This is a genomic window from Flavobacterium sp. W20_MBD1_R3 (assembly GCF_052119725.1).
Classification (GTDB): domain Bacteria; phylum Bacteroidota; class Bacteroidia; order Flavobacteriales; family Flavobacteriaceae; genus Flavobacterium.
Genome location: NZ_JBGQOR010000002.1, coordinates 429,748 through 455,199, shown reverse-complemented (window position 1 = coordinate 455,199; position 25,452 = coordinate 429,748). Strand labels below are relative to the sequence as shown.

General features: G+C 35.2%; 21 protein-coding genes and 1 tRNA gene. 14 read left to right on the top strand and 8 right to left on the bottom strand.

What is annotated here, in order from left to right; translation table 11 throughout:
- Positions 1–43: 43 nt before the first annotated feature.
- The 4 genes from ACEN2F_RS05095 to ACEN2F_RS05080 all read right to left on the bottom strand — a co-directional run bounded on the left by ACEN2F_RS05095 (position 44) and on the right by ACEN2F_RS05080 (position 3,746).
- Positions 44–1,105 carry an efflux RND transporter periplasmic adaptor subunit gene (locus tag ACEN2F_RS05095; protein ID WP_441736657.1) on the bottom strand — a complete coding sequence of 354 codons (1,062 nt, stop codon included), beginning with the start codon at positions 1,103–1,105 and terminating at the stop codon, positions 44–46.
- 5 nt (positions 1,106–1,110) lie between these two features.
- The gene (locus tag ACEN2F_RS05090) at positions 1,111–2,475 is read right to left on the bottom strand and encodes a TolC family protein (RefSeq protein WP_441736656.1); all 1,365 of its coding nucleotides are present in this window, start codon (positions 2,473–2,475) and stop codon (positions 1,111–1,113) included.
- Complete coding sequence (locus ACEN2F_RS05085) at positions 2,472–3,071, bottom strand: TetR/AcrR family transcriptional regulator (RefSeq protein ID WP_441736655.1); 600 nt, start codon at positions 3,069–3,071, stop codon at positions 2,472–2,474. Before ACEN2F_RS05085 ends, ACEN2F_RS05090 begins: the two co-directional genes overlap by 4 nt.
- A 153-nt stretch (positions 3,072–3,224) precedes the next feature.
- Positions 3,225–3,746 (bottom strand): YceI family protein, encoded by a 522-nt coding sequence (locus tag ACEN2F_RS05080; RefSeq protein WP_441736654.1) that lies wholly within the window; start codon positions 3,744–3,746, stop codon positions 3,225–3,227.
- Between the two features lie 213 nt (positions 3,747–3,959).
- Here ACEN2F_RS05080 and ACEN2F_RS05075 point away from each other — a divergent pair, with 213 nt between their 5' ends.
- Both ACEN2F_RS05075 and ACEN2F_RS05070 read left to right on the top strand, forming a co-directional pair.
- On the top strand, positions 3,960–4,934 hold the full coding sequence (locus tag ACEN2F_RS05075) for a polyprenyl synthetase family protein (RefSeq protein WP_441736653.1): 975 nt from the start codon (positions 3,960–3,962) through the stop codon (positions 4,932–4,934).
- A gap of 161 nt (positions 4,935–5,095) precedes the next feature.
- Entirely contained in the window at positions 5,096–5,446 is a 351-nt protein-coding gene (locus tag ACEN2F_RS05070) for a hypothetical protein (protein ID WP_441736652.1), read from the top strand.
- Here ACEN2F_RS05070 and ACEN2F_RS05065 read toward each other — a convergent pair whose 3' ends face one another.
- Both ACEN2F_RS05065 and ACEN2F_RS05060 read right to left on the bottom strand, forming a co-directional pair.
- Entirely contained in the window at positions 5,447–6,778 is a 1,332-nt protein-coding gene (locus ACEN2F_RS05065; protein WP_441736651.1) for an alkaline phosphatase D family protein, read from the bottom strand.
- Between the two features lie 9 nt (positions 6,779–6,787).
- Positions 6,788–7,330: a hypothetical protein gene (locus tag ACEN2F_RS05060; RefSeq protein ID WP_441736650.1), complete on the bottom strand. Its 543-nt coding sequence runs from the start codon at positions 7,328–7,330 to the stop codon at positions 6,788–6,790.
- Positions 7,331–7,450: 120 nt separating this feature from the next.
- On the opposite strand from ACEN2F_RS05060, the gene ACEN2F_RS05055 reads away from it, so the two are divergent.
- From ACEN2F_RS05055 to ACEN2F_RS05045, 3 genes are all read left to right on the top strand, one after another.
- Positions 7,451–10,225 carry a 2-oxoglutarate dehydrogenase E1 component gene (locus tag ACEN2F_RS05055; protein ID WP_441736649.1) on the top strand — a complete coding sequence of 925 codons (2,775 nt, stop codon included), beginning with the start codon at positions 7,451–7,453 and terminating at the stop codon, positions 10,223–10,225.
- Between the two features lie 159 nt (positions 10,226–10,384).
- The gene (gene odhB, locus ACEN2F_RS05050; RefSeq protein ID WP_441736648.1) at positions 10,385–11,626 is read left to right on the top strand and encodes a 2-oxoglutarate dehydrogenase complex dihydrolipoyllysine-residue succinyltransferase; all 1,242 of its coding nucleotides are present in this window, start codon (positions 10,385–10,387) and stop codon (positions 11,624–11,626) included.
- A gap of 405 nt (positions 11,627–12,031) precedes the next feature.
- Positions 12,032–14,917, top strand: a complete 2,886-nt coding sequence (locus ACEN2F_RS05045; RefSeq protein ID WP_441736647.1) for a T9SS type A sorting domain-containing protein — start codon at positions 12,032–12,034, stop codon at positions 14,915–14,917.
- A gap of 79 nt (positions 14,918–14,996) precedes the next feature.
- Here the strand turns inward: ACEN2F_RS05045 and ACEN2F_RS05040 are convergent, their stop codons facing one another.
- Positions 14,997–15,437, bottom strand: a complete 441-nt coding sequence (locus tag ACEN2F_RS05040) for a retropepsin-like aspartic protease (protein ID WP_441736646.1) — start codon at positions 15,435–15,437, stop codon at positions 14,997–14,999.
- Positions 15,438–15,591: 154 nt separating this feature from the next.
- On the opposite strand from ACEN2F_RS05040, the gene ACEN2F_RS05035 reads away from it, so the two are divergent.
- The 5 genes from ACEN2F_RS05035 (at position 15,592) to ACEN2F_RS05015 (ending at position 19,775) form a co-directional block, all read left to right on the top strand.
- Positions 15,592–16,371 carry a TatD family hydrolase gene (locus tag ACEN2F_RS05035; RefSeq protein ID WP_441736645.1) on the top strand — a complete coding sequence of 260 codons (780 nt, stop codon included), beginning with the start codon at positions 15,592–15,594 and terminating at the stop codon, positions 16,369–16,371.
- Positions 16,372–16,438: 67 nt separating this feature from the next.
- On the top strand, positions 16,439–17,575 hold the full coding sequence (locus ACEN2F_RS05030) for a 1-acyl-sn-glycerol-3-phosphate acyltransferase (RefSeq protein ID WP_441736644.1): 1,137 nt from the start codon (positions 16,439–16,441) through the stop codon (positions 17,573–17,575).
- Positions 17,565–18,593, top strand: a complete 1,029-nt coding sequence (locus ACEN2F_RS05025) for an asparaginase (protein WP_441736643.1) — start codon at positions 17,565–17,567, stop codon at positions 18,591–18,593. The genes ACEN2F_RS05030 and ACEN2F_RS05025 overlap by 11 nt, the downstream gene beginning before the upstream one ends.
- 55 nt (positions 18,594–18,648) lie before the next feature.
- Positions 18,649–18,733 (top strand) — tRNA-Ser (locus ACEN2F_RS05020).
- A gap of 340 nt (positions 18,734–19,073) precedes the next feature.
- Complete coding sequence (locus ACEN2F_RS05015) at positions 19,074–19,775, top strand: porin family protein (RefSeq protein ID WP_441736642.1); 702 nt, start codon at positions 19,074–19,076, stop codon at positions 19,773–19,775.
- Here the strand turns inward: ACEN2F_RS05015 and ACEN2F_RS05010 are convergent.
- Positions 19,770–20,375, bottom strand: coding sequence for a hypothetical protein (locus ACEN2F_RS05010; RefSeq protein WP_441736641.1), 606 nt, complete (start codon positions 20,373–20,375; stop codon positions 19,770–19,772). The genes ACEN2F_RS05015 and ACEN2F_RS05010 overlap by 6 nt on opposite strands.
- Before the next feature lie 221 nt (positions 20,376–20,596).
- On the opposite strand from ACEN2F_RS05010, the gene ACEN2F_RS05005 reads away from it, so the two are divergent.
- The 4 genes from ACEN2F_RS05005 to ACEN2F_RS04990 all read left to right on the top strand — a co-directional run bounded on the left by ACEN2F_RS05005 (position 20,597) and on the right by ACEN2F_RS04990 (position 25,380).
- Positions 20,597–23,038: a bifunctional UDP-N-acetylmuramoyl-tripeptide:D-alanyl-D-alanine ligase/alanine racemase gene (locus tag ACEN2F_RS05005; protein ID WP_441736640.1), complete on the top strand. Its 2,442-nt coding sequence runs from the start codon at positions 20,597–20,599 to the stop codon at positions 23,036–23,038.
- 90 nt (positions 23,039–23,128) lie between these two features.
- Positions 23,129–23,545: a large conductance mechanosensitive channel protein MscL gene (mscL, locus tag ACEN2F_RS05000; RefSeq protein WP_441736639.1), complete on the top strand. Its 417-nt coding sequence runs from the start codon at positions 23,129–23,131 to the stop codon at positions 23,543–23,545.
- Positions 23,546–23,892: 347 nt separating this feature from the next.
- Complete coding sequence (locus ACEN2F_RS04995; RefSeq protein WP_441736638.1) at positions 23,893–24,882, top strand: aspartate-semialdehyde dehydrogenase; 990 nt, start codon at positions 23,893–23,895, stop codon at positions 24,880–24,882.
- Between the two features lie 153 nt (positions 24,883–25,035).
- On the top strand, positions 25,036–25,380 hold the full coding sequence (locus ACEN2F_RS04990) for a hypothetical protein (protein ID WP_441736637.1): 345 nt from the start codon (positions 25,036–25,038) through the stop codon (positions 25,378–25,380).
- The last annotated feature ends 72 nt before the right edge of the window (positions 25,381–25,452 follow it).

Here is a 25,452-nt window from a genome sequence, read left to right as displayed (position 1 = left end):
CTTTAGGCTTGAAGCTTTAGGCTTGAAGCATGTTCTTTAAGACTTATTTTATTATATCCACTTTAGATCCGTCCTGAAGGTTTATTTGACCCGTAACAATCACTGTTTCTCCATCAGAAAGTCCGTTCAAAATTTCTACTTTTCCACCAAGAATTCTTCCGGCAGTTACTGTTTTTAGTTTTGCAATTCCATTTTCAACAACAAATATTTCGTTGCTGCTCACGCTTCCTACAAAGGCATTTCTAGGAACGATCATCAATGTTTGTTTTTGCTGATTAGAAGCAAATTCTGCGGTTCCGTACATTCCGGCTTTTAAATCATTTGCAGCATTATTTATAATTTCTATCTCTACTGGAAAGTTCAAACTAGCATCTGCTTTTGGTGCGATGAACGAGATTTTTCCGGAGAATGTTGCATCAGGAAACACCGTTGCTTTTACGGTTGTAGTCGTACCTACTTTTAAATTGGCAACTTGCGTTTCATTAACATTAACCTTTAATTTCAATTTTGAAACATTGACAATGTCAAATAATTGTGTTCCAGCGCCAAGAACGGATCCAGGCTCTATGTATCGTTTGTTTACAATTCCGTTGATTGTTGCTTTGATATTAGTATCACCAATATTAACTTTCGCTTGTTGTAACCTTGATTTTGATGCTACTAAATTTAATTTGGCCTGATCCAATTGTTGTTTCGTTACACCACCAGTTTTATAAGCATTTTCAAAACGACCGAAGTCGGTTAGCGCATTTTGGTACGACGCTTGCGCGGTTTGCAAATCAGCTGAAATTTGCTCGCTTCGTACAATTGCTAAAGTTTGACCTATGCGTACTCTGTCTCCTTCATCAACTAAAACACGAACTACTCTTCCTGGTTTTTCTGCTGAAAAACTTAACTCTTGTAAGGGTGCGAAATTTCCGTTGGCAGCGAAATCAAGTGTAACTTCCTCTGTTTTTACGATTGCCACCTTAACAGCAACGCTGGCGTTTTTCTCCGCTACAATAGCCGTTTTTGCTTCGTTTTCTTTTTTGTTATTCATTAACGTATAGGCAATAACACCTAAAGCTGCAAGGATTGCTACTATGATTAGTATATTTTTTTTCATTTTTATTAGTTATTTATTAGTGTTTTTAATTCGCCTTTTGATTTGATTAGTTGTATTTCTGCCAATTTATACTCTAGTATAGCAGAGGTATAATTGTTTTGTGCTTCAGTCAATGAGTTTTCGGCATCTAGCAAATCAGTCAATGAGGCTAATCCTTGTACGTAGTTATTTCTTGTATTTTCCAAGACTTCTTTCGCTAATTGTACATTTGCTTTTTGATTGTTGATTGTGGTCAAACTGTTATCAATTTGAGTTTTTGCATTGGCAAAAGCCAAGTCCAGCGCTAATTTTGTATCAATCAAGTCTTCGTGAATAGTTCTCAAGTCAACATCGGCTTGTCTAACCTTGGCACGAGTACTAAAACCTGTGAAAATGGGAACTCTTAAGTTGAGACCAATAGATGAGAAATCAGACCAATATACTCCATCAGAAGGTTTTCCGCCTAGTGGCATCACAGGACCTTGTCCTATATAATTGTATCCAGCATTTAATGAGAGGGTTGGATAGTACTCGGATTCAATCGCCTTTTTTTGGTAATCTAGTAATTGTTCTTGTTTTTTTAGAAGTAAAAACTCAGTTCTACTAGCAGTGTTTGGAATTTCTGATAAAGCTTGTGGGCCAACTTCAAATGCAGTTTGAGGAATTTCAATTTGGGTTTCTATGGGCATTCCCATATAAAATTTCAGGGCATTTTCTTGAATTTGAACGGCATTTAGTACTTGTTGTCTTTGTGTCGTGATGTTTGAAATTTTTACTATTATTCGATCCAGATCAATTTTCTTGGCTAGACCGTTGTCATATTGCCCTTTGATGATGTTTCTTACCTTAGTGGTATTTCTAAAAGTGCTGTCTATAACCGTTAGTTTTTGTCGTTGCACATAAACTTGATAATAATTATTAGCCACACGCTCAATAACTTGTTCTTCTGTTAATTGATTGTTTATTTGGTAAAATTCTCTAGTAGATTTTGCCGCTTTCAAACCCGTAAAAACAGTTTGGTCAAATAAGGTTTGGGTCAAAGAAACTCCCGCAGTTGAACTCCATGTTTGACCAAAAGCGGCTTGAATACTCGTTCCGGGAGCACCAAATCCTGCTCCGTCAATCACGGTTGTTTGAATTATTGGATTGTATGTTAAACTTCCATTGGCTGAGATTTGAGGTAAAGCTCTGGAACGTACTTCCTGAATTTGATACTCGCTGTTCTCTACTTGCAGTTTTGCTTTTTTGGCATCGGCTTTGTTTTCTAAAGCGTAGTTGATGGCTTCTTTTAGCGTCAGCGTTTTTTTAGGACTTGTGTCCGTGATGCCTATGTTTTGCGATTGTGCCGATATTCCGAAGGTCAGAATGGCTAATAAAAGTATGGTCTTCATTTTGTAGTATAGTTTAGTAATTGTTTTTCAAGTTCAATGATTCCTTCTGCTGTTGCCATCGCTCTGGTGTGGTATTCTAATGCTTCCATCTCTAGTGCCGAAGCTTCCCTTTCTGAACGTGTATTTTCGTTGATGCTAAAAATTAAAGTATAATAAAGTTTGATGTAAACGTCAATATTTATGTCTTTTCGATACAATCCCTGAACAATTCCTTTTTCGATATTTTGTTTGAAACAACTATCGCAAATTTCAATTTGATTCTCTAATGCTGTTTCGTAAACTTCGGGATAGTGTTTCTTGAGTTGATAAATGGGCGATGTCTCGCCGGATTTAAATATGTCAGCAAACATTTTTCTGATTTGGAAATTCTCTTCAATAGCGTTGTATTTTTTAGAAATAATCTCGGTAATAATTTCATGCACTTCCGTGTGGAGTACTTCTGTGCTTTCCTGTATCAACAATTCTTTATTGGCAAAATATTTATATATTGTTTTTTTAGAAATACACATTTCTGCTGCAATGTCATCCATAGTTATGCTTTTGAAACCCAGTTTCAAAAACATTTCTTTTGCTTTACTTATAATTTTTTCTTTCATTTTTTATGCTGAAATAGCTTCAGTATTTTTTAATTAAGTTCAAATCTTTAAAATAGGAATGATTAATTTCGAGTGCAAATGTAGGAGGGAAACTTTGAGCGCTTAAATAGTTTCCTTAAAACGTATGTATTATTTAACAATTGCATCGGTATTTTATATCGCCAATTCTAAGTTGGCTATAAACTTAATATCAGGCCCCATTGCTAATCCGTTTGTTTGAGCAAAAGAATGAATGGCTAATCCAAAATCTTTTCGATTTATTTGACCGGTGATCTCAAATGCTGCTTTTTTATCTCCATTGTAGCTGTTAATCGCTATCAGTTCAGCATCCAGCTCAACGTGTTTCGTTATGTTCTGGATTGTCAGGTTTCCTTTTAAAAAATTTATATTTTTTGCTACTTTTTCGAATGAAGTAGATTTAAAACTGATAATCGGATATGCATTGATATTAAAAAAATCTTTCAAACGCAAATTGGTGTCAATTTGTTCCAGTTTTGTTTCTTCTTTATTCACTTGTAGCGAAAATTCAACAGATGCATTTTTAATCTCATCATCCTGAATATCAACATAACCCTTAAATTTATTGACGGGACCAGCTAAGTAGGCTATTATAGCGTGTCTGGATTTAATAAGAACATCCGATTGGTTCGAATCTATAGCCCATTTTATTTTCATGATATCTTTAGTTAAAGTAGGATTGTTTTGAGATGATTAAATTTTGCAGTTTGGAATTGTGATGGCAAACGTTAAAATTTGAGTGCAAATGTAATATGGAAACTTTAAATACCAAAATAGTTTCCAATGTATTTTGATTTATTTAACATTTCATAATGAATCGATCTTTGTAATACAATTTGAATAGAGTAAATTAGCCAAAAATTTATTTTTATGCATTCCATATATCAATATCAGGAGTTTCTGTCGGAGTATTTGCAATCGCAATATGAAGCCAAAGAACCGAGAAATTTGTACGAGCCCATACACTATATTTTAGATCTTGGAGGAAAAAGAATACGTCCGGTGCTCACTTTAATGAGTGCTGAAATTTTTGACGCAGCGTATCAAAAAGCATTGCCTGCTGCATTGGCTGTTGAAGTTTTTCACAATTTCTCCTTAGTGCATGATGATATTATGGATGACGCACCATTACGAAGAGGAAAGGCAACGGTGCATGAAAAATGGAATTTAAACACCGGAATTTTATCAGGTGATGCCATGTTGATATTGGCGTATCAATATTTTGAACAGTACGAACCACTTATTTTTCGTGATCTTGCCAAGTTATTTAGTAAAACCGCGCTTGAAGTTTGCGAGGGCCAACAATGGGATGTCGATTTTGAAGAGCGCAATGACGTTACCATTCCGGAATACTTAAAAATGATTCAGTATAAAACAGCAGTTCTGGTTGCTGCGGCGATGAAAATGGGAGCAATCATTGCAGAAACTACTGAAGAAAACGCAAATCTGATTTATGATTTTGGATTAAATTTGGGCTTGGCTTTTCAATTGCAGGATGATTTTCTAGACGCCTTTGGAAATCCAGAAACTTTTGGAAAACAAGTAGGAGGTGATATTATTGAAAACAAAAAAACATATTTGTATTTAAAAGCAGCTGCCTTTTCAAAGGAAGAAGAAGCAAAACAACTGCGGTATTTATTTTCTATTCAGCCTGAGGACAATGCTGAAAAAATTGCAACGGTGAAAGCGCTTTTTAATAGTTCTGGTGCAGCCGCCGCGACACAAGAAGCTATACAGGACTTTACATTTAAGGCTTTTCAAACCTTAGATAAAATGAATATTAGTGCCGATAAAAAAGGAATGCTGAAGACTTTTGGCAAGAATTTAATGGGCAGAAAGGTTTAGAATGATGATTGAAGATTAACGATTTTTGACCCGAGCGATAGCGAACTGACGAAGCATTTTCAGAAGTTTGGAAATGAAAATCTTAATTTCAAAATCAAAAATCCTTGTCTACAGTTTTAAAATCTACAATCGAAAATCGTTAATCTACAATCAAAAATCAAATGTTTATAATTCCAAAAAATACTGATTTACTGCTTTCTGAAGCCGAGAGCGAAAACTTATATTTAAAATTAATCGAACAAATGAATAAGGATTTCAATTTAGCTAACGAGGCAATTGATTTTCCTTTGAGTATTTCTCCCGAGGAATTGAAGTTGGAATTGCACGAAAAAATCTATCGACTCATTCAATACAAGTTCGCTGAATACCTTAATTTGCTATATATTATTGATGTTTCCGAAGAAGAAATAAAAAAACTAGACGGTTCGGATTTAGTAGTCCTTGCTGAGCAAGTTGCTTTTTTAATCCTAAAAAGAGAATGGCAAAAAGTGTGGTTCAGGAACAAGTATTAGTTATTGCAAGTCCTTTTTTAAGATTATCTTACTCCATAATTCAGTTCCGTTAGTGTCAAAAACAGTTAATTTCATTTGGCGGTTTTCTTTTGAGCCCAAAAATGAAATTGTACCAAAATTATGTTGCGTAATCAAACTGCCTTTGGTTCTGTATATATTGTTCTCCTTCCACACATTTTCAGAAGCAACACCGGAAGTTAAAGGTGAAACGGTCCAGTCAAATAAAGAATAGGTATTCTCTCGAGGAACTTCGGAAAATTCAGTAAAATGTCTATCACCACTTATAAAGAACACTCCTTTTATTTTATTATCAAGAATTTCTTCTAGTAATTTTTCTTTCTCTTTAGGGTAATTGCTGTAGTTTTCTTTTTCTGCTACTGAATTTAATACTTGTCCACCAATGACGATTATTTTAAAACTAGCTTTGGAAAAACTCAAGGCATTAATCAGCCATTCTAATTGAGTGTTTCCTAAAACGGTTCTCTCGCCGGTAATCCGGTTGTTTGGAGTCTTGAAAAATCGATCATCTAATAAAAAAAATTGTGCGTCACTCCAGCTAAAAGTCGAGTAAATACCTTCATTTTGCTCGTGATTCATTCCGTAACTTTTATTAGCCCAGAAATCTTTGAATGCTTTTTGAGTCAAAAATTTGTTGTAAAAACTACCATCGCTGTCATCCGGACCAAAATCATGATCATCCCAAATGGCAAAATTTTGTGTCTTGGCTAGCAAAGGCTGGATTTCTTTTATTGATCTTGAATGTGTATATCGATGGTAAATCCCAGTTTTACTGTCCCAGTCCGCCTCTCTTAAGTAAATATTGTCGCCGCTCCAGATCATGATCTCTGGATTTTTTTTGGCAATACTTTCAAAAATTCCATATTCACTTCCGTAGCTTTTCCCAGGTCTGTCTAACGGAGTTTCATTAAAATAGGAACAACTACCAATTGCTACCGTAAAATCAGGAGCATCTTCGCGCCATTCCCAAAGTTTTTTGGATGAAAAGGAAGTCTCGTATGACAAGATGACTTTTTTATCATTTATGAAAACATCATACTTATATTTTTTTCCAGGATTTAATTGATCTAAAATAATATGATGCGTGAAGCCAACTTCTTTTGAAGATGAATAAACATCAGAATAGAATATTTTAGTAGGATTGTCAATGGCATAATAAGCTATTTTCACCGAAGCTTTTTTATTGGTTTGAAGCCAAATTACCGCTTCTGTCATTTCACAATAACCCACCATAGGCCCAGATTGTAAAATATTGTTTTGAGCAAAACTGTAACTTATAAATAAAATGCAGAATAATTGAAAAGTCTTTTTCATGGGAGATAATTAAAAATAAACTCGGATAAATGGCATAAAGGCACTTCCGTAAATGTTGTTTTTGTCCGTCAAAACATTGTATCGTCCACCAATTGTGGCGTTTCCTGATCTGTAGCCTAAGCCAATAAACAAACCGGTATTCCAGTAATCTTGAGAATTAGTATTGGATCCATCTAAATTTATATTGACTCGTAATTGTTCGAGTTCCGCCGAAAGTTGAATTTCAGGAATTGGATTAAAAAGTCCTATAACACTGCCTCCATACAAGTGAGAAGCGTAAAAATCTCGTTGCTTCAAGTATTTATATTGTAATCCTAGTCCTAAAGCTATGTAGTTGTTGAAATTATAAATGGCACTTGGCGCCAAAGAAATGTCCGTGTAGCCAGAGCCAAAACCCAAACCAATCCCTCCTCCAAATTGTACACTTCTCCAAAACGGATTTCGTATATTTGCGTAATTAGTACTTTGCTGTGCAAACAACGCAGTTGAAAAGAACAAGATAATAAGTATTAAAAATGATTTAGGAACATCGAAAAAGCGCTTTTTTGACATAAGTTTCTGGATTTTTAACAATTTAAGGTGTAAAAGTATCTTAAAATAAATTATAAATTTATTGTATTATTGTACTTTTGCCAAACTATTTTAATCAAAAAGGTATATTCACTAAATATTATGGATAGGTTTTCATTTTTAAACGCAGCACACACAGAATTTTTTGCACAATTATACGATCAATATTTAGAAAATCCTGACAGCGTTGAGCCTAGTTGGAGAAGTTTCTTTCAAGGTTTTGACTTTGGGATGAGTTCTTACGGCGAGGACAACAAAGTTGAGCAAATTGCAAATTTTGCAGCTAATAACACAGATATTAGCGCGGTTTCTGACAAACTTCAAAAGGAGTTTAACGTATTGAAATTAATAGATGGATACCGCTCCCGCGGTCATTTGTTTACTAAAACAAATCCGGTTCGAGAAAGACGGTCGGCATCTCCAACACTTGAAATTTCTAATTTTGGACTATCATCAGCAGATTTAAATACTGTTTTTGATGCGGCTAAGGTTATGGAAATACAGCCTTGTACGCTTCAGGAAATTATAAAACACTTAGAGAATATCTTCTGCCAGCACATTGGGGTCGAGTATATGTACATTCGCAAGCCAGAAGTAGTAGATTGGATTCAGAAAAAATTGGGAGTCAATGACAATCAACCTAATTTTTCATTGGATGAAAAAAAAGCTATTCTTAATAAATTAAACCAAGCAGTATCTTTTGAAAACTTTTTACATACTAAATATGTAGGTCAAAAACGTTTTTCATTAGAAGGAGGAGAATCAATCATACCTGCATTAGATTCTTTAATGGAGAAAGCAGCCGAAAAAGGTGTAGAGCAATTTGTAATGGGAATGGCCCATCGGGGTCGCTTGAATGTTTTGGCAAATATATTTGGCAAATCAACCCAAGATATTTTTGGAGAGTTTGACGGTAAGGATTATGATCAGGAATATTTTGACGGTGATGTAAAATACCACTTAGGTCTTACAGCTGATAAAGTAACGAGTACCGGTAAAAAAATCAGTATCAATTTAGCTCCAAATCCATCACATTTAGAAACAGTAGGTGCTGTAATTGAAGGAATTACAAGAGCAAAGCAAGATAAATATTTTCCTAACGATTTCTCAAAAGTCTTGCCAATCGCTGTTCACGGAGATGCTGCTATAGCGGGTCAGGGAATTTTATATGAAATTGTTCAGATGGCGCAATTAGACGGTTATAAAACTGGCGGTACCATTCACATTGTTATCAATAATCAAGTGGGTTTTACCACGAATTATTTAGATGCTCGTTCATCAGCTTATTGTACAGATATTGCTAAAGTAACTCTTTCTCCTGTTTTGCATGTAAACGCGGATGATGCTGAAGCAGTAGTTCACGCCATGTCATTTGCTTTGGATTTCAGAATGCAATTTGGTCGCGATGTATTCATTGACTTATTAGGATATAGAAAATATGGGCATAACGAAGGTGATGAACCTCGTTTTACCCAACCCGTATTGTATAAAATCATTGCCAAGCACAAGAATCCAAGAGACATCTACATGGAGAAATTGCTTGCCGAAGGAGTTGTTGATAATACGTACGTAAAAGAATTAGAAAAAGAGTACAAGTCAGACCTAGAGGAGAATTTAGAAGCCTCTCGCAAGAAAGATTTGACAATTATTACTCCTTTCATGAAAAATGAATGGAAAGGTTTTGAGCAGGTTTCGGATCTTGAAATGCTCAAAAAAGTAGATACAACTTTCCCTATCGAAGGCCTTACTGAAGTTGCAAACGTAATATGTAACTTGCCGGCAGATAAAAAATTTATCAATAAAATTCAAAAATTAGTCAACGATAGAAAAACGATGTTTTTTGAAACGAACAAGCTGGATTGGGCTATGGCTGAACATCTTGCCTACGGTTCGCTTTTGAAAGAAGGATATGACGTACGTATTTCCGGACAAGATGTAGAGCGAGGTACCTTCTCCCACCGTCATGCTGTTGTCAAGGTAGAAGATTCAGAAGAAGAAGTTACCTTGTTGAATAATTTAGAAGGAACAACAGGAAAGTTCAATATTTATAATTCACTATTGTCTGAATATGCCGTTTTAGGCTTTGACTACGGTTATGCATTGGCCAATCCAAATACATTGACCATTTGGGAAGCGCAGTTTGGAGATTTTAGTAATGGAGCTCAAATTGTAATTGACCAGTATATTTCTTGCGGAGAAGACAAATGGAACAACCAGAACGGAATTGTTTTGTTATTGCCACACGGATACGAAGGGCAAGGAGCAGAGCACTCATCCGCTAGAATGGAACGTTATCTACAACTCTGTGCCAGACATAATATGTATGTTGCGGATTGTACAACGCCAGCTAACTTCTTTCACTTGTTAAGAAGACAAATGAAAACAAAATTCCGCAAACCGCTTATTGTTTTTACACCAAAAAGTTTGTTGCGTGATCCAAGAGTAGTTTCTACAGTTGATGATTTTGCAACAGGGAGTTTTCAGGAAACATTTGATGATGAAACCGTGAATAAAGCCGAAGTGAAGACTCTAGTTTTTTGTACCGGAAAATTCTATTATGACATCACTGCCGAAAGAGAAATTCTCAAAAGAAATGATGTTGCAGTAGTTAGAATCGAACAATTATTCCCATTGCCAGTGGAACAATTAAAAGAAATTATAGCAAAGTATCCAAATGCCGATGATTATGTTTGGGCACAAGAAGAACCTAAAAACATGGGAGCGTATAGCTTTATGTTAATGAATTTCGATTTAGTAAAATGGAGATTAGCCTCGCTTAAAGCTTATGCAGCTCCGGCTTCAGGAAGCTATACTAGAGCAAAACGCCGTCAGGTAGATGCTATAAAAATGGTTTTTGACAAAGATTTATTTAGATAATGAGGAGCTATTTCCTGCTGTCCGCTATATCTTTTCCTAGCTAAAGAAGCTAGAAAAAGGATGCCGCTTTCATCAGGGCTAAAATATAGTTCATACAATAAACATAGATCGTTCGAGAACAATTTAAAACTTAAAATTCATAATTTAAAATAATAGAACATGATTTTAGAAATGAAAGTCCCATCACCAGGGGAATCTATAAAGGAAGTTGAAATCGCAACTTGGTTAGTAAAAGACGGAGATTATGTAGAGAAAGACCAAGCCATTGCTGAGGTTGATTCTGATAAAGCAACATTAGAATTGCCAGCAGAAGCAAGCGGAATCATTACTTTAAAAGCGGAAGAAGGTGATGCAGTTGCAGTAGGAGCGGTAGTTTGTCATATTGATACGGACGGAGCAAAACCAGCAGGCGATGATGCGCCAGTTGCTGAAGCTACAAAAACAGTTGAAGCTCCAAAAGCGGAAACTAAAGTAGAAGCACCAAAAGCAGCACCGGTAGCGGCAGCTCCAGCAGCGACCTATGCGTCAGGGACTCCATCTCCAGCAGCACGAAAAATATTAGACGAGAAAAATATAGCAACAGCTTCAGTAGCAGGAACTGGAAAAGATGGTAGAATCACTAAAGATGATGCTGTAAATGCAATGCCTTCAATGGGAACTCCTACAGGTGGTTCTCGTGGTTCTGAACGATCTAAATTATCAATGTTGCGTCGTAAAGTGGCAGAAAGATTAGTTGCCGCTAAAAACGAAACAGCCATGTTAACTACTTTCAATGAAGTAAACATGACGCCTATTAACTTGATTCGAAATGAATACAAAGATGCTTTCAAAGCAAAACATGGCGGAATTGGTTTAGGATATATGTCTTTCTTTACTAAAGCAGTAACCAGAGCATTAAAGCTTTATCCAGACGTAAACTCCATGATGGACGGTGATCATAAGATTGCTTTCGATTTTTGCGATATTTCTATCGCAGTTTCAGGACCAAAAGGTTTAATGGTTCCTGTGGTCCGTAATGCGGAGAACTTAACCTTTCGCGGCGTTGAGGCTGACATTAAGAGATTAGCGATCAAAGCTCGTGATGGCCAAATCACAGTTGATGACATGACTGGTGGAACATTTACAATTACTAATGGTGGTGTTTTTGGTAGTATGTTGAGTACTCCTATTATCAATCCTCCACAATCAGGAATTCTTGGAATGCACAATATTATTGAGCGTCCAATTGCCGTAAACGGAAAGGTAGAAATTCACCCAATGATGTATGTGGCGCTTTCTTATGACCACAGAATTATCGATGGTCGGGAATCAGTTGGTTTCTTAGTTGCCGTAAAAGAAGCGTTAGAAAACCCTATGGAATTATTGATGGATAACAATCCTAAAAAAGCTTTGGAAATGTAATATTGGTTTTACAAGGTTTACAGAAATATATTTCAATCCCGTTTTGTTTAATTACAAGGCGGGATTTTTGTTACAGACAATTTTTGTTTTTTTAAATGTGTATTTTTTTATGTATTTAATTATGATTATGGTTTTTAATTACTTAATAAATTATATTTAATTTATTTAAATACCTAATGATTTGGAAATTCACCATAACATTACCACAACATTTTTTTATTAGGGAATGAAATTACTTTTTTTAAACCATTCTTAAAATATAGTTAAGTTCCAGTATTACTAGTATTTACGACGGTTTTCATTGTTGTAATTTCTTTCTAATGTTGTATGGTTTTTTAATACGGCTTAATGTTAGTCACAACACAATACATTCATAAATTTGAGAATAACTAATACCTCAAAATTATGAAGAACTTTACTTTATTTATTTTCCTGTTGGTTTTTTCAACAGGATTTTCACAAAATGCACCAGTCACCTTCGAGAATGGAGAATTTGGCTCTACTTGGTCATTTGCTACTTTTGAAAATGGAAGCGGAGCTGGTTATTCCAAAGTTTCCAATCCTTTCCCAGCAGGAATTAATACTTCTGCAACAGTTGGTAAATTTATAGCCGGAACCACCGCTTCAGAGGCAGCGCCTTATGCCGGATTCGAAACTGCTCATAACTCAGGAGTCAATGGCATTGGAACATTTACCTTGAGTGCTTCAAATAGTATTATTAAAATAATGGTATACAAATCAGTTATTAGCGATGTGGGTATCAAATTTGCAATAGCAAATGGTGGTGCACAACAAGAAATAAAAGTGGCCAACACTAAAATTAATGAGTGGGAGGAATTAACTTTTGATTTTACTGGTAAAATTGGTTTATTCGAAACCATCAATATCGATCAAATCATCTTCTTTTTAGATTTTAATGCGAGAACTGCTGAAACTACTAGCTATTTTGATAATGTAACTTTTGCAGCAAAACCAGCTGCAACCGTTCCAACTGTTGCCGCGCCAACGCCTACTTTAGCAGCTACAAATGTCATTTCGTTATTTAGTAATGCATATACTGACGTTACCGTTGATAATTGGAGAGTAGATTGGTCAGATAAAAGTACTTTGACAGACACGCAAATCGCAGAGAATGACACTAAAAAATATACGGAATTAAGTTATTTTGGAGTGATCACCGAAGCTAATAAAATTGATGCTTCGGCAATGCTTAACTTCCATATCGATGTTTGGACACCTGATGTGACAACATTTAAAATCAAAATAGTCGATTTTGGTGCTGACGGTGCATATCAAGGTAATGACGATAAAGAGTTTGAAATTACGCGTACCTTAACATTAAGTGGTTGGAATAGCTTAGAAATCCCACTATCTGAATTTACAGGTTTAACTACAAAAGCAAATATTGCCCAATTCGTTTTTTCGGGTTCTGCAGGAACAATTTATTTAGACAATGTTTATTTTAACAAGGTTGCTATTGTGGCTCCACCTGCTGCCGCTCCTTATGCGCCGGTTACTTTTGAAACTGGTGAATACGGGGCTACCTGGGTTTTGACTTCTTTTGATAATCCATCGGGAGGTTCAACAGCGTCTTTGTTAGCAGTTAATCCGAACAAAACAGGAATCAATACGTCAAATTCTGTTGCTAAGTTTACGGCTTTGGTTGCTGGTGCTTGGTACACTGGTTTTGAAACGGCTCATGCTTCTGGTACAAATGGCATTGGAACGTTCACCTTGAATGAAACCAATAGTACGATAAAAATGATGGTGTACAAAGATGTGATAAGTAAAGTAGGTATTAAATTAGCACGCCCTGATGGTGGTTCTACAGGTGAAATTACGGTTATCAATACCAAAATAAACGAGTGGGAAGAGTTGACTTTTAACTTCGCCGGAAAAATTGGGGAAGGGGTTTCTACCGGAATAGATCAGCTTATTATTTTTCCTGATTTTATTCCTGAAGGAACAACGAGAACTGCGGATCACGTGTCTTATCTGGATAACATTACGTTTTCTGCAAAAATCGCCGTACCAGTAGCAGCAACAGCGCCAACTGTTGCCGCGCCAATGCCGCCGACAAGAGCAGCTTCTGATGTAAAATCTATTTTTAGTGATGCTTATGCCGTATACAAAGCAGGAGACTGGTCTAAGGCTTGGGGTCAATCTACAGATGTTACTGATGAACTTATTGGAGGCAATAACACAAGAAAATTAACAAATTTTAATTACCAAGGAGTTACTTTGCCTGCTGGAGAAGTTTTTGATCTTTCTGAAATGACGACAATGCATGTAGATTTATGGTCTTCAAGCGCAACTTCTGTCAAGATTAATCTTATTAATCAAGGCCCTGTAGAAGCAGGTGTAACATTAACTATCGCAGCAGGATGGAATAGTTTTGACATGACCTTAAATGCTGCTAATTTTCCGGGAATCAATTTAAGTACTGTTTTCCAGATGAGTTTGTCTTCTACGCCAACACCAACAACAGTGTATTTAGATAACTTATATTTTTATAAGTCAACGGTAGTAGTAGCGCCAACAGAGCCTACAGTTGCAGCTCCTACGCCTACAACGGCTGTGGCTAATGTTCTTTCGCTGTTCAGTAATGCCTACACGAATGTTCCGGTGACTACTTGGAGAACAGATTGGTCATTAAGAAGTACTTTGACAGATATCCAAATTGCTGGTAATGACACTAAAAAATATACTAATTTGGGATATTTTGGTGTAGATGTTACCGGTACGATAGATGCTACGCAAATGTTATATTTTCATATAGATGTATGGACTCCGGATTTGACTGCTTTTAAAGTGAAATTAGTTGATTTTGGAGCAAACGGTGTTTATCAGGGTGGTGACGATGTAGAGTTTGAAGTTACTCGTACACCAACATTATCAGGTTGGAATAGTTTTGACATTCCACTGTCAGAGTTTTCAGGTTTAACAACTAAAGGACATATTGCTCAATTAGTGCTATCAGGAGAGCCAGCAGGAACGGTATATGTTGATAATGTGTATTTTAGTAAAACAATTTCTACCTTAGGAATTACTAATTTTGAAAACTCAAAAGTCAGTATGTATCCAAATCCAGTGACAAATTATTTGACAATTGAAGCCAATAGTGTCATAGAAAAAGTAACTTTTTATACCATTTTAGGTCAGGAAATCTTAGTAAGAAGCCCGAAAAGCAATTCTGTAACGATTCAAACAGCTGAGCTTCAAAATGGCGTATATATTGTAAAAACAGCAGTCGATGGTAAAGTGACGACCGCTAAAATGATTAAGAATTAAATAGGTTGGTTTGTAGGAAGGGCAGGGCGCATCAATCTATTGATGCGCTCTTTCTTTTTTATGTAAACAAAGAAGTTTTCTATTTTAATAAATACAAATAATGATTGTAATAATCAACAATCGCTTTTCCTTTCATTAAGATATCAGCACCTATAATCCCATGAACTGGTTTTGCCTTATGTTGTACTAAAGCTTCATTGACATGTGACAAATCAAAAATAACGAGTTCAAAATCAGAATCTTTCCAGGAACCAAGCTGCAACTGATTTTTTGAAGCAAGTTGGGTCTGCATGCCCGTTCCTCCAGCACCAGAGGCTTTTGTCTTTGATTTTTTAGCTTCCAATAAAAATAAATCAACACAATCAAATCCTACGCAACTATTTGAAGCTCCGGTATCCAAAATGAAATTACCTTGTATGCCATTGATCCTTGCTTTTATCAAAAGATGTTGTGTTTTTGTAATTTTAAACTTTACTTTTTTGTAATTTTCCTTTTTAAGGATATTGTGGAGGTTTTTCATCTGGGCAGAATTTATTTTTGAAATTAGAGCTATCCTTTTACAAAGATACAAGTTGTCGTGCGCAGTTGCAGAATCTTTTTTCTGACGGAACTTTGTTAAACTATTTTCGTACTAGTTTAATTCGTGTAGTTTTGTATTCTCAAGAAAACTAAATTTGGAAACAAAAACAATACTTACCGATACGCATACTCATCTATATTCAGAGGAATTTGATCAAGATAGAAACGAAATGATACAGCGCGCAATTGATGCGGGTGTCTTGCGTTTTTTTGTTCCTGCAATCGATTCTACTTGTACGGAATCGATGTATGCCTTAGAAAAGGAATATCCTGAAAATGTATTTTTGATGATGGGTTTGCATCCCACGTATGTAAAAGAAAATTATCTGGAGGAGTTGCAACATGTGGAAAATGAATTGGCTAAAAAGAAATTCTACGCTGTTGGCGAAATTGGGATCGATTTGTTTTGGGACAAAACCTACTTGCCTCAGCAACAAATTGCTTTCAAAAAACAGATTCAATTAGCCAAACACTATAAATTGCCTATTGTGATTCATTGTCGGGAAGCATTTGATGAGATTTTTGAAATTTTGGAAGAAGAAAAATCAGCTGATTTATTTGGTATTTTTCATTGTTTTTCTGGCACTTATGAACAGGCTTTAAAAGCAATTTCATATAATATGAAATTGGGAGTTGGTGGCGTTGTAACTTTCAAAAATGGAAAAATTGATCAGTTTTTGGAACAAATTGATTTAGAGCATCTTGTTCTAGAAACAGATTCGCCTTACTTAGCGCCAACTCCTTTTCGAGGTAAAAGGAATGAGAGTAGTTATATAGTAAACGTAGCCGATAAATTAGCTCAGATTTACAACCTTCCTGCAACCGTTATTGCAATACGAACCACCGAGAATTCTAAAGCTATTTTTGGGATTTAAAATAGAATTCACTTTATTTTGACTTTTTTTTTGTTCATTTGCCCACACAAATATAGAAAAATCAACAATGCAGAAATTTGACGCTATTCGGCCATTTTATGATACCGAAATAAACGAAGCAATTCACAGTGTTATCAATCACCCAATGATGAAAGCATTGATGAATTTTACTTTTCCGGGTGTTGCTGACGAAGTTTGGAAAGAACAACTCAAGAAAACGCACTCCATTCGTGACTTTCAGTGTAATTTTATATACCAATCAGTACAAAGGATACTAGAAAAAGGTTCAGAAGGAATGACAACTTCTGGTTTTGAAAAGTTAAAAAAAAATACTTCTTATTTGTTTGTCTCAAATCATCGAGACATTCTTCTGGATACGACTTTATTAAATACAGCCTTATTCGAACATGGATTAGTGATGACGGCGTCAGCGATTGGAGATAATTTAGTAAAAAAATCATTTTTGAATACCTTGGCAAAACTAAATCGTAATTTTTTAGTACAGCGAGGGCTGACGCCAAGAGAAATGCTACAGAGTTCAAAACTATTATCGGAATACATAGGGAGTTTACTGCTGCATGAAAACCGTTCCGTTTGGATCGCACAGCGGGAAGGAAGAACGAAAGACGGCAAGGATGAGACTAATCCTGGTGTTTTGAAAATGGTAGGAATGGGTTCTGATGAAAAGAACCTAATGGATTATTTCAAAAAAATTAAAATTGTGCCCGTATCAATTTCATACGAATACGATCCTACTGATGCTTTGAAAATGCCACAATTAATGGCTGAAGCCAATAATGAAGTTTATGTCAAGGAGAAAAATGAGGATTTTATGACGATTCTTAGCGGTGCTCTAGGGCAGAAGAAAAGAATACACATTCATGTAGGGAAAGTTTTAGATACAGAAATTGATGCAATTATTGCAGAAAATGAGAATTCAAATAAACAAATAGTAGCTTTAGCGCAAGTAATTGACGATGCCATATTGAGGAATTACCAATTATGGCCAACGAATTTTATCGCGTTTGATATAGTAAACAAGACCAATCGTTTTTCTCATTTATATACCGAAAATGAGAAATCATTGTTCGAGCGAAGACTGGAAATGCGAATTGACCATGACAATCCAATAGCTTTAGAAAGCTTTTTGGCAATGTATGCAAACCCAGTCGTAAACAAACTAAAATACCAAGATGTTGTATAAAGCTAAAATTCTTTTAATTTATACCGGAGGAACTATTGGTATGCGTAAAGATTTTGAAACTGGAGCACTAAAAGCTTTCAATTTCAGTAAGTTGTTGCAAAGAATTCCAGAATTGAAACAATTAGATTGCGAAATCGAAACCATATCTTTTGAAAATCCCATTGATTCTTCGAACATGAATCCGGAAAAATGGGCAAAAATTGCTACAATTATTGCAGATAATTATACTTCTTTTGACGGATTTGTTGTGCTGCACGGATCAGATACGATGTCGTATTCAGCTTCGGCTTTGAGTTTTATGCTCGAAAATTTGTCAAAACCAGTCATTTTTACGGGTTCTCAGTTGCCAATAGGGGACTTGCGCACTGACGCCAAAGAAAATCTGATTACTGCCATTCAAATTGCTTCTTTGCGTAATAATGGCCATGCTGTTATTAGCGAAGTTTGTCTTTATTTTGAATACAAATTATACCGCGGGAACAGAACTACAAAGATCAATGCGGAACATTTCAAAGCATTCATGTCGCCAAATTATCCTGAATTAGTCGAGTCAGGCGTTCATTTAAAATTGAATCCTGAATTGTTTCTTTCTAAAAATGAAACTTCGGAATTCAAAGTTCATAAAAATCTAGACAATAATGTTGCTATTATAAAAATGTTTCCAGGTGTTAGTGAAGCAGTTTTATCAGCAATATTGAATATTCCGAATCTTAAGGGAATTGTTTTAGAAACCTATGGCGCCGGAAATGCACCTACAGAGGATTGGTTTTTAGACCTCTTAAAAAAAGCGATAGCCAGAGGTTTATATATTGTCAATGTTACTCAATGTTCTGGCGGAAGTGTCAGCATGGGTCAATACGAAACCAGCACTGGCCTGAAAGAAATTGGTTTAATTTCTGGAAAAGATATTACTACCGAAGCAGCAATTACAAAATTGATGTATTTATTGAGTAAAAAAATAGCTTCAAAGGATTTCAAAACTATTTTTGAAACTTCTTTACGAGGCGAAATGATATAATATTGCTTTTTGCTTTTGTAAGTCACTTTTTTTTGTGTTATTTGCAATCCTAAATAGAGAGGTGGCCGAGTGGCTGAAGGCGCACGCTTGGAAAGCGTGTATATGGCAACATATCGAGGGTTCGAATCCCTTCCTCTCTGCAAAATCAAATTGCTCCCGTATCAGGGAGCATTTTTTGTTTTATGGCGAGCTTCTTTTTAGCATATTAAAGGAAGTAAAAACAAAAAAACAACGTATAATGCTGAATAGTAATTGTTGGTAAAGATATACTTCCGTGGGTCAACTAACGCAGGTGAGTCTGCTTTGTGGAATAGAATACTTATTTAGAAAACGATTTTGTTTTTTACGGTCTTAAAAATCGATTATTTGTTGCTGATGCTTATCAAAAAACGATCAAAAGGGTATCTTTGTATCGTTTTGTGAGAAATGAAAACCAAATGTGGTTTGAGTAATCATTGAGCAATTTTAAACCAAAAAAATATGCGAATTTTTCTAAGTTGTTTGCTGATGTTGCTGGTTACTGTCGTTTTTTCTCAAGAAAACAAACCACCACAAGATAGTTTGATTACCAAATTGGATTCCCTTTATCGAGAGGATCAGTTTTATTTTGGGATCACTTACAATATCTTGACGGACGGTCCGGTGGGTTTGTCTCAAAGTAAATTTTCTTCAGGTTTATCAGGTGGATTTCTTCGCGATATGCCTATAAATAAAAAAAGAACCTTGGCAATAGCATCAGGTATTGGGTTTACGTACAACAATTACAATCAAAATATGGTTGTTTCTGCCCCAAACGCGATACCCATTTATACCCTGATTGATCCCAACAGTGCGTATACTAAAAACAAGTTTTCCCTGCTTACCGTTGATGTTCCCATCGAGTTCAGGTGGCGAACCTCTACTTATGAAAGCCATAAATTTTGGCGAATTTATAGTGGTGTAAAATTTAGTTATTTGCTATACGACAAGTCTATTTTTGATGGTTCTCAAGGTAAAGTAGTGGTGACAGGTAATACTGATTTTAATAAATTACAATATGGAGCTTATATTTCTGCTGGATACAATACAATTAATGTTTACGCGTACTATGGTTTAAATTCTTTATTTAAATCGGCAAAAATAGAGGACAAATCTATCAATGTGAAAGCATTAAATATTGGTGTAATTTTTTATATTTTATAACCATAAAGCCAATAATAGAAATTGTGGAATAATTCCCAAGACAAAACCTAATAGCAGTTCCTTATTGGTATGCGCTTTCATTTCCAGTCTGGAAGTTGCCACAAAACCATTGATCACAAGCAGTATTGCAACAGTAAAGAAACTTTGAATGTGAAGATGTAGGCTTAATCCAATTATGAATACAGTCAAAGAGCTAATAGCTATCATGTGCAAGCTGGCTTTTATTCGAACAAATAGTAGGATAAGAGCTAATAACGAACTCATCAGTCCTCCCAGTAAAAAAAAATGCAATTCTGGGTAAAGATCAATCGTGATCCTATTTCGAACTAATAAGATGATTAAGAAACAATGAAATAGCAATGGTATTTTACGTTGGGATGCTTTAGCAGCCATCATTGAATCTATATTTCCTGTAGCTCGTAAAAGAAAAAATACCAAAAAAGGAATCAGTACCGTCACAATCATTATCTGAAAAAAAATATACAGCTTTTCTTGGCTCATAAAATCACCTCCATTAAAAAAAAGGTAGAATAATGTTCCCATTGCCGGAATGAATATCGGATGGAAAATATAAGAGAATAAAGGAAGGATTTTTTTCAAGACTTTTGATTTCTTTACAAAACAAAGATAGGGATTCTGTCAAAACTAGTAGAACATATTTGAATAGTTTCCTTTTTTAATAAACCGAAGTGCTTATAATTAAAGCGTTTCTAACACTTCGTTTTCAAAAGAAATGGTATTTTTGGGACAGTTTTAAAATATAAAAACAGTAAAAAGTATAATTTTAGAAAAAGAAATTCACCTCAATCTCTTTTAATTCCATGACTCAAAAAATTTTAACAAGTATACAAAATATTTCTGCAACGTTTATCGGAACGAGCAACGCTATAGACATCGATTCGGTTTCTATTGACAGTCGGTCTTTGCAAAACGGTCCCAAAACGTTGTTCTTTGCATTGGTCGGAGCCAATACTGATGCGCACCGGTATATAGCGGATTTAATAGCAATTGGTGTTCAGAATTTTGTGGTAACCCATATCCCGGATGATTGCACTGGCAAAGCTAATTTTTATGTTGTAGCAAATACATTGTCAGCTTTGCAACAGTTTGCAGCAACATATCGTAGTCTTTTTGCTTTCCCTGTCATTGGACTCACGGGAAGTAACGGCAAAACAATAATCAAAGAATGGCTAAATTTTTTATTAAGTCCAGATTATAATGTTATCCGAAGTCCAAAGAGTTATAACTCTCAAATTGGTGTTCCATTATCTGTGATCGCTATTAATGAGAAGCACAATTTAGGGATTTTTGAAGCCGGAATTTCTACGGTTTGTGAAATGGATAAACTCGAAAAAATTATCAAACCTACAATTGGAATTCTTACAAATATTGGAACAGCACACGATGAGGGTTTTGCAGGAGTGAGCGATAAAATTAGAGAAAAAGTAAAGCTTTTTCAAGATGCTCAAGTCGTGATTTATAATAAAAACCTAGCAATTGATGCATTAATTAGTTCTGAAATAAGCCGTTTTTGTTGGAGTTATACCGATTCTAATGCTTCAGTTCTAATCACTAAAAAGGGCATTTTAGACAAGACGGTTTTGACTGTTCAACAAGAAAATACACAGTTTGAAATAAAAATACCATTTCAGGACGAGGCCTCTGTAGAAAATGCAATCTCCTGTTTGATGGTGTTGTTGTATTTTAAATATGAGAAAAAAACCATTCAAAACCGTATGGAGTTATTGTATCCAGTTGAAATGCGGTTGAAAGTTAAAAACGGAATCAATAATTGCAGTATAATTGATGACAGTTACAGTTCTGATTTTCAATCCTTAAAAATTGCGCTGGATTTTCTTGAAAGTCAAAAGCAATATGAAAGAAAAACATTAATTCTGTCTGATATTTTTCAAAGTGGTTTGCCTAACGATGTGTTGTATTCAAAGGTGGCTGAGTTGATAGTTTCTAACAGGATATCGCGGGTTATTGGTATTGGCGAAACCATTTCGGCATTCAAAAATATGTTTGCTAATTGTACTACGTTCAAAAATACTGCTGCGTTTATTGCTGATTTTGAAAACATGGAGTTTAGCAATGAAACCATTTTGATAAAAGGAGCAAGATCCTTCCAGTTTGAAGAAATTGTGTATTTATTAGAAGAAAAAACACATGAAACAGTACTAGAGATTAACCTAAATGCTATTAGTTATAACCTAAATTTCTTTAAATCAAAGCTGAAGCCAAAAGTAAAAATTATGGTGATGGTGAAAGCGTTCGGGTATGGAAATGGCGGGCTCGAAATTGCTAAATTATTGGAACATCATAAAGTAGATTACCTAGGAGTGGCTTTTGCCGATGAAGGAATTTCATTAAAAAACGGGGGCATTAATTTGCCAATTATGGTTCTTAATCCGGAAAACACCAGTTTTTCGGCTATTATTCAACATCAGTTGGAGCCAGAAATTTACTGTTTGAAAGGTTTATACGCGTTCTTGAAAATAGCAAAACAAAAAAATTTAAAGCACTTTCCAATACATATTAAATTTGATACCGGTATGCATCGATTGGGTTTTGAGGAGAATACCCTCAATGAACTGATAACTGCGCTGAAAGGGAATAGTAATGTGCAAATAAAAAGTATTTTATCACATTTAGCCACCAGTGATGATCTAGAACACATGGATTTTGCACATTCACAAATTGCTTTATTCGAGAAGTTATCATCTAAGTTAATGACTGAATTGCAAATAAAACCCTTGCGTCACATCCTGAATACTTCGGGAATCAGTAATTTTTCGGATGCACAATACGAGATGGTTCGTCTGGGTATTGGACTTTACGGAGTTTCAAATGATGCTCAAGAGCAAAAGCAACTCGAAAATGTGGGGACGTTGAAATCAGTGATTTCGCAAATTAGAACCATTGGCGCGGGCGAAAGTGTAGGATATGGGCGCCGATTTATAGCTGAAAAACCAACAAAAATTGCCACTATTCCTATAGGATATGCTGATGGAATTTCCAGAGGCTGGGGAAATGGAGTAGGATTTGTTATGATAAAAAACACTAAGGCTTTCATAGTTGGTAGTATTTGCATGGATATGCTAATGGTTGATGTAACAGGAATTGAATGCAAAGAGGGCGATGCAATTGTTATTTTTGGCGAAAATCCAACAGTAACCTTTATTGCCCAAAAATTAAACACCATTCCCTATGAAATTCTTACTAGTATTTCGCAACGGGTGAAGCGGGTGTTTTACAGATAGCAAATGATTTTGAGGAAAATTTTTTACTAATGCTAAAATTTTCACTAAATTCGTTAGTCAAAAAATTAATGATAACTTAAAAAATAAAGTATGGGATTTTTTAGTGATTTTAAAGCTTCTTTAATGAAGGGAGACGTTTTAAGTTTAGCGACTGCAGTTGTTATTGGTGGGGCATTTGGAAAAATTGTAGGCTCTGCCGTTGAGGATGTCATAATGCCGATTATTGGCTTACTAACTGGAGGAATAGATTTTACCCAAAAATTTGTAACCTTAGACGGGAATAGTTATGCTGATTTAGAAGCTGCTAAAACTGCCGGAGCTGCTGTGATCACCTACGGTAATTTAGTTCAGGCAATTATCAACTTCATTATAATTGCATTTTTTATTTTTGTGGTTTTAAGAGCTGCTGAAAAATCTAAGAAAAAAGAAGTTGTTGTTGCTGCTGCTCCAGCTGGACCAACACAGGAACAATTGCTAACTGAGATTAGAGATTTATTGAAAAAGTAATTTCCGCTACATTATATAGTCTAACCAAACCGCTTCGTAATCGAGGCGGTTTTTTTCTTGTAATTAAGTTGTAAAGTACCAGTAAAAGTGATCCTGAAATTTAATTTTTTATTTTCTGGATGTATCCAAAGAACGTAAATAATGTTTTAGGAGCTATGGCATTGAATGAGATCACATCTTGAAAAGAATTGCTCTATTGATATGAAGTTTTTATTGGATGAATCCGTTGTTGTTTTTGGGAATGTTATATATGTAACATTTTGTTATTTTTTGTGAAGCTCTTGTTTTGATTTCAATATTAGTTACTTTTGTATTTCAAATTTAATTTTCAATACTAAAAATATAAGATGAAAATAGCAGTTGTAGGTGCGACCGGAATGGTTGGCGAAGTAATGTTGAAAGTTTTAGCAGAAAGAAATTTCCCTGTAACAGAATTGATTCTGGTTGCCTCTGAGCGATCAGTGGGTAAGGAAATTGAATACAAGGGCAAAAAATATAAAGTGGTGGGCATGCAAACAGCAGTAGACATGAAAGCAGATATTGCTTTATTCTCAGCTGGTGGCGATACTTCACTAGAGTGGGCTCCAAAATTTGCGGCAGCAGGAACAACTGTTATTGATAATTCATCGGCTTGGCGAATGGATCCAACCAAAAAATTAATCGTTCCGGAAATTAATGCAAATGAATTGACTACCGCAGATAAAATCATTGCAAATCCTAACTGTTCTACGATTCAAATGGTTTTGGTTTTGGCTCCTTTGCACAAAAAATACAACATCAAACGGGTGATTGTTTCTACCTACCAATCCATTACTGGAACAGGTGTAAAAGCAGTCCAACAGTTAGAAAATGAATACGCAGGCGTTCAAGGTGATATGGCTTATAAATACCCAATTCACAGAAATGCGATTCCACAATGTGATTCTTTCGAAGAAAATGGGTATACCAAAGAAGAGATGAAGCTGGTGCGTGAAACTAAAAAAATCTTAAGTGATAATTCAATTGCTGTTACAGCTACTGCAGTTCGTGTGCCAATTGTAGGCGGGCACAGTGAAGCGGTAAACGTAGAATTCACAAACGATTTTGACGTGGATGAAGTGAGAAATATTTTGCATCATACAGATGGAGTAGTGGTTCAAGATAATAATGATACCTATACTTATCCAATGCCTATATACGCACAAGGAAAAGATGATGTTTTTGTAGGTAGAATTCGTCGGGACGAAAGCCAAGAAAATACATTGAATATGTGGATTGTTGCGGATAACTTGAGAAAAGGAGCGGCAACTAACACAATCCAAATTGCTGAATATTTGATTGCAGCTAAATTGGTGTAGTATTTTAAGTCCCAAGATGGCAGTTTTTTATCTGATTACGGAGGAAAAAAAATATTTTTTTAGTGTCAATTTTAAATCCATTTGTTTTTACAAAAGTTATATTTTGTCAAAAACAAATGGATTTATATATTAGGATGCTTATATTTGCAAAACATGAAAAAGAAATTTTCTATAGTAAACGTTGTATTAATGATTGCGGTATTGTTCTCAATACTGGGTCAAACTATACATAGTTATGAACATATAGTAAAGCAATTTTCTGAAAAAAAATGTGAGCATAAACTAACTTCTGCCGCAGAAATTACGCATCAACATCAAAACTATGACAGCTGTTATCTATGTAATTTTACAGTAAGCAGTTTTGTTTCTTCAGATGTAAAGTATTTTGAATTATATGAAATAGTAGCGAATTCAAGTAATTCATCTGCTAATTCAAAAGAAATAACACAATTCTTCAAAGGAAGCCTTTTTGCGCTTCGAGCTCCTCCAATAGTTTAAATTTTATCCGCATCAATACATCATTTTCAAGTACTGGGAATGATTCACATGTTTATATATTTTGAACTAGGA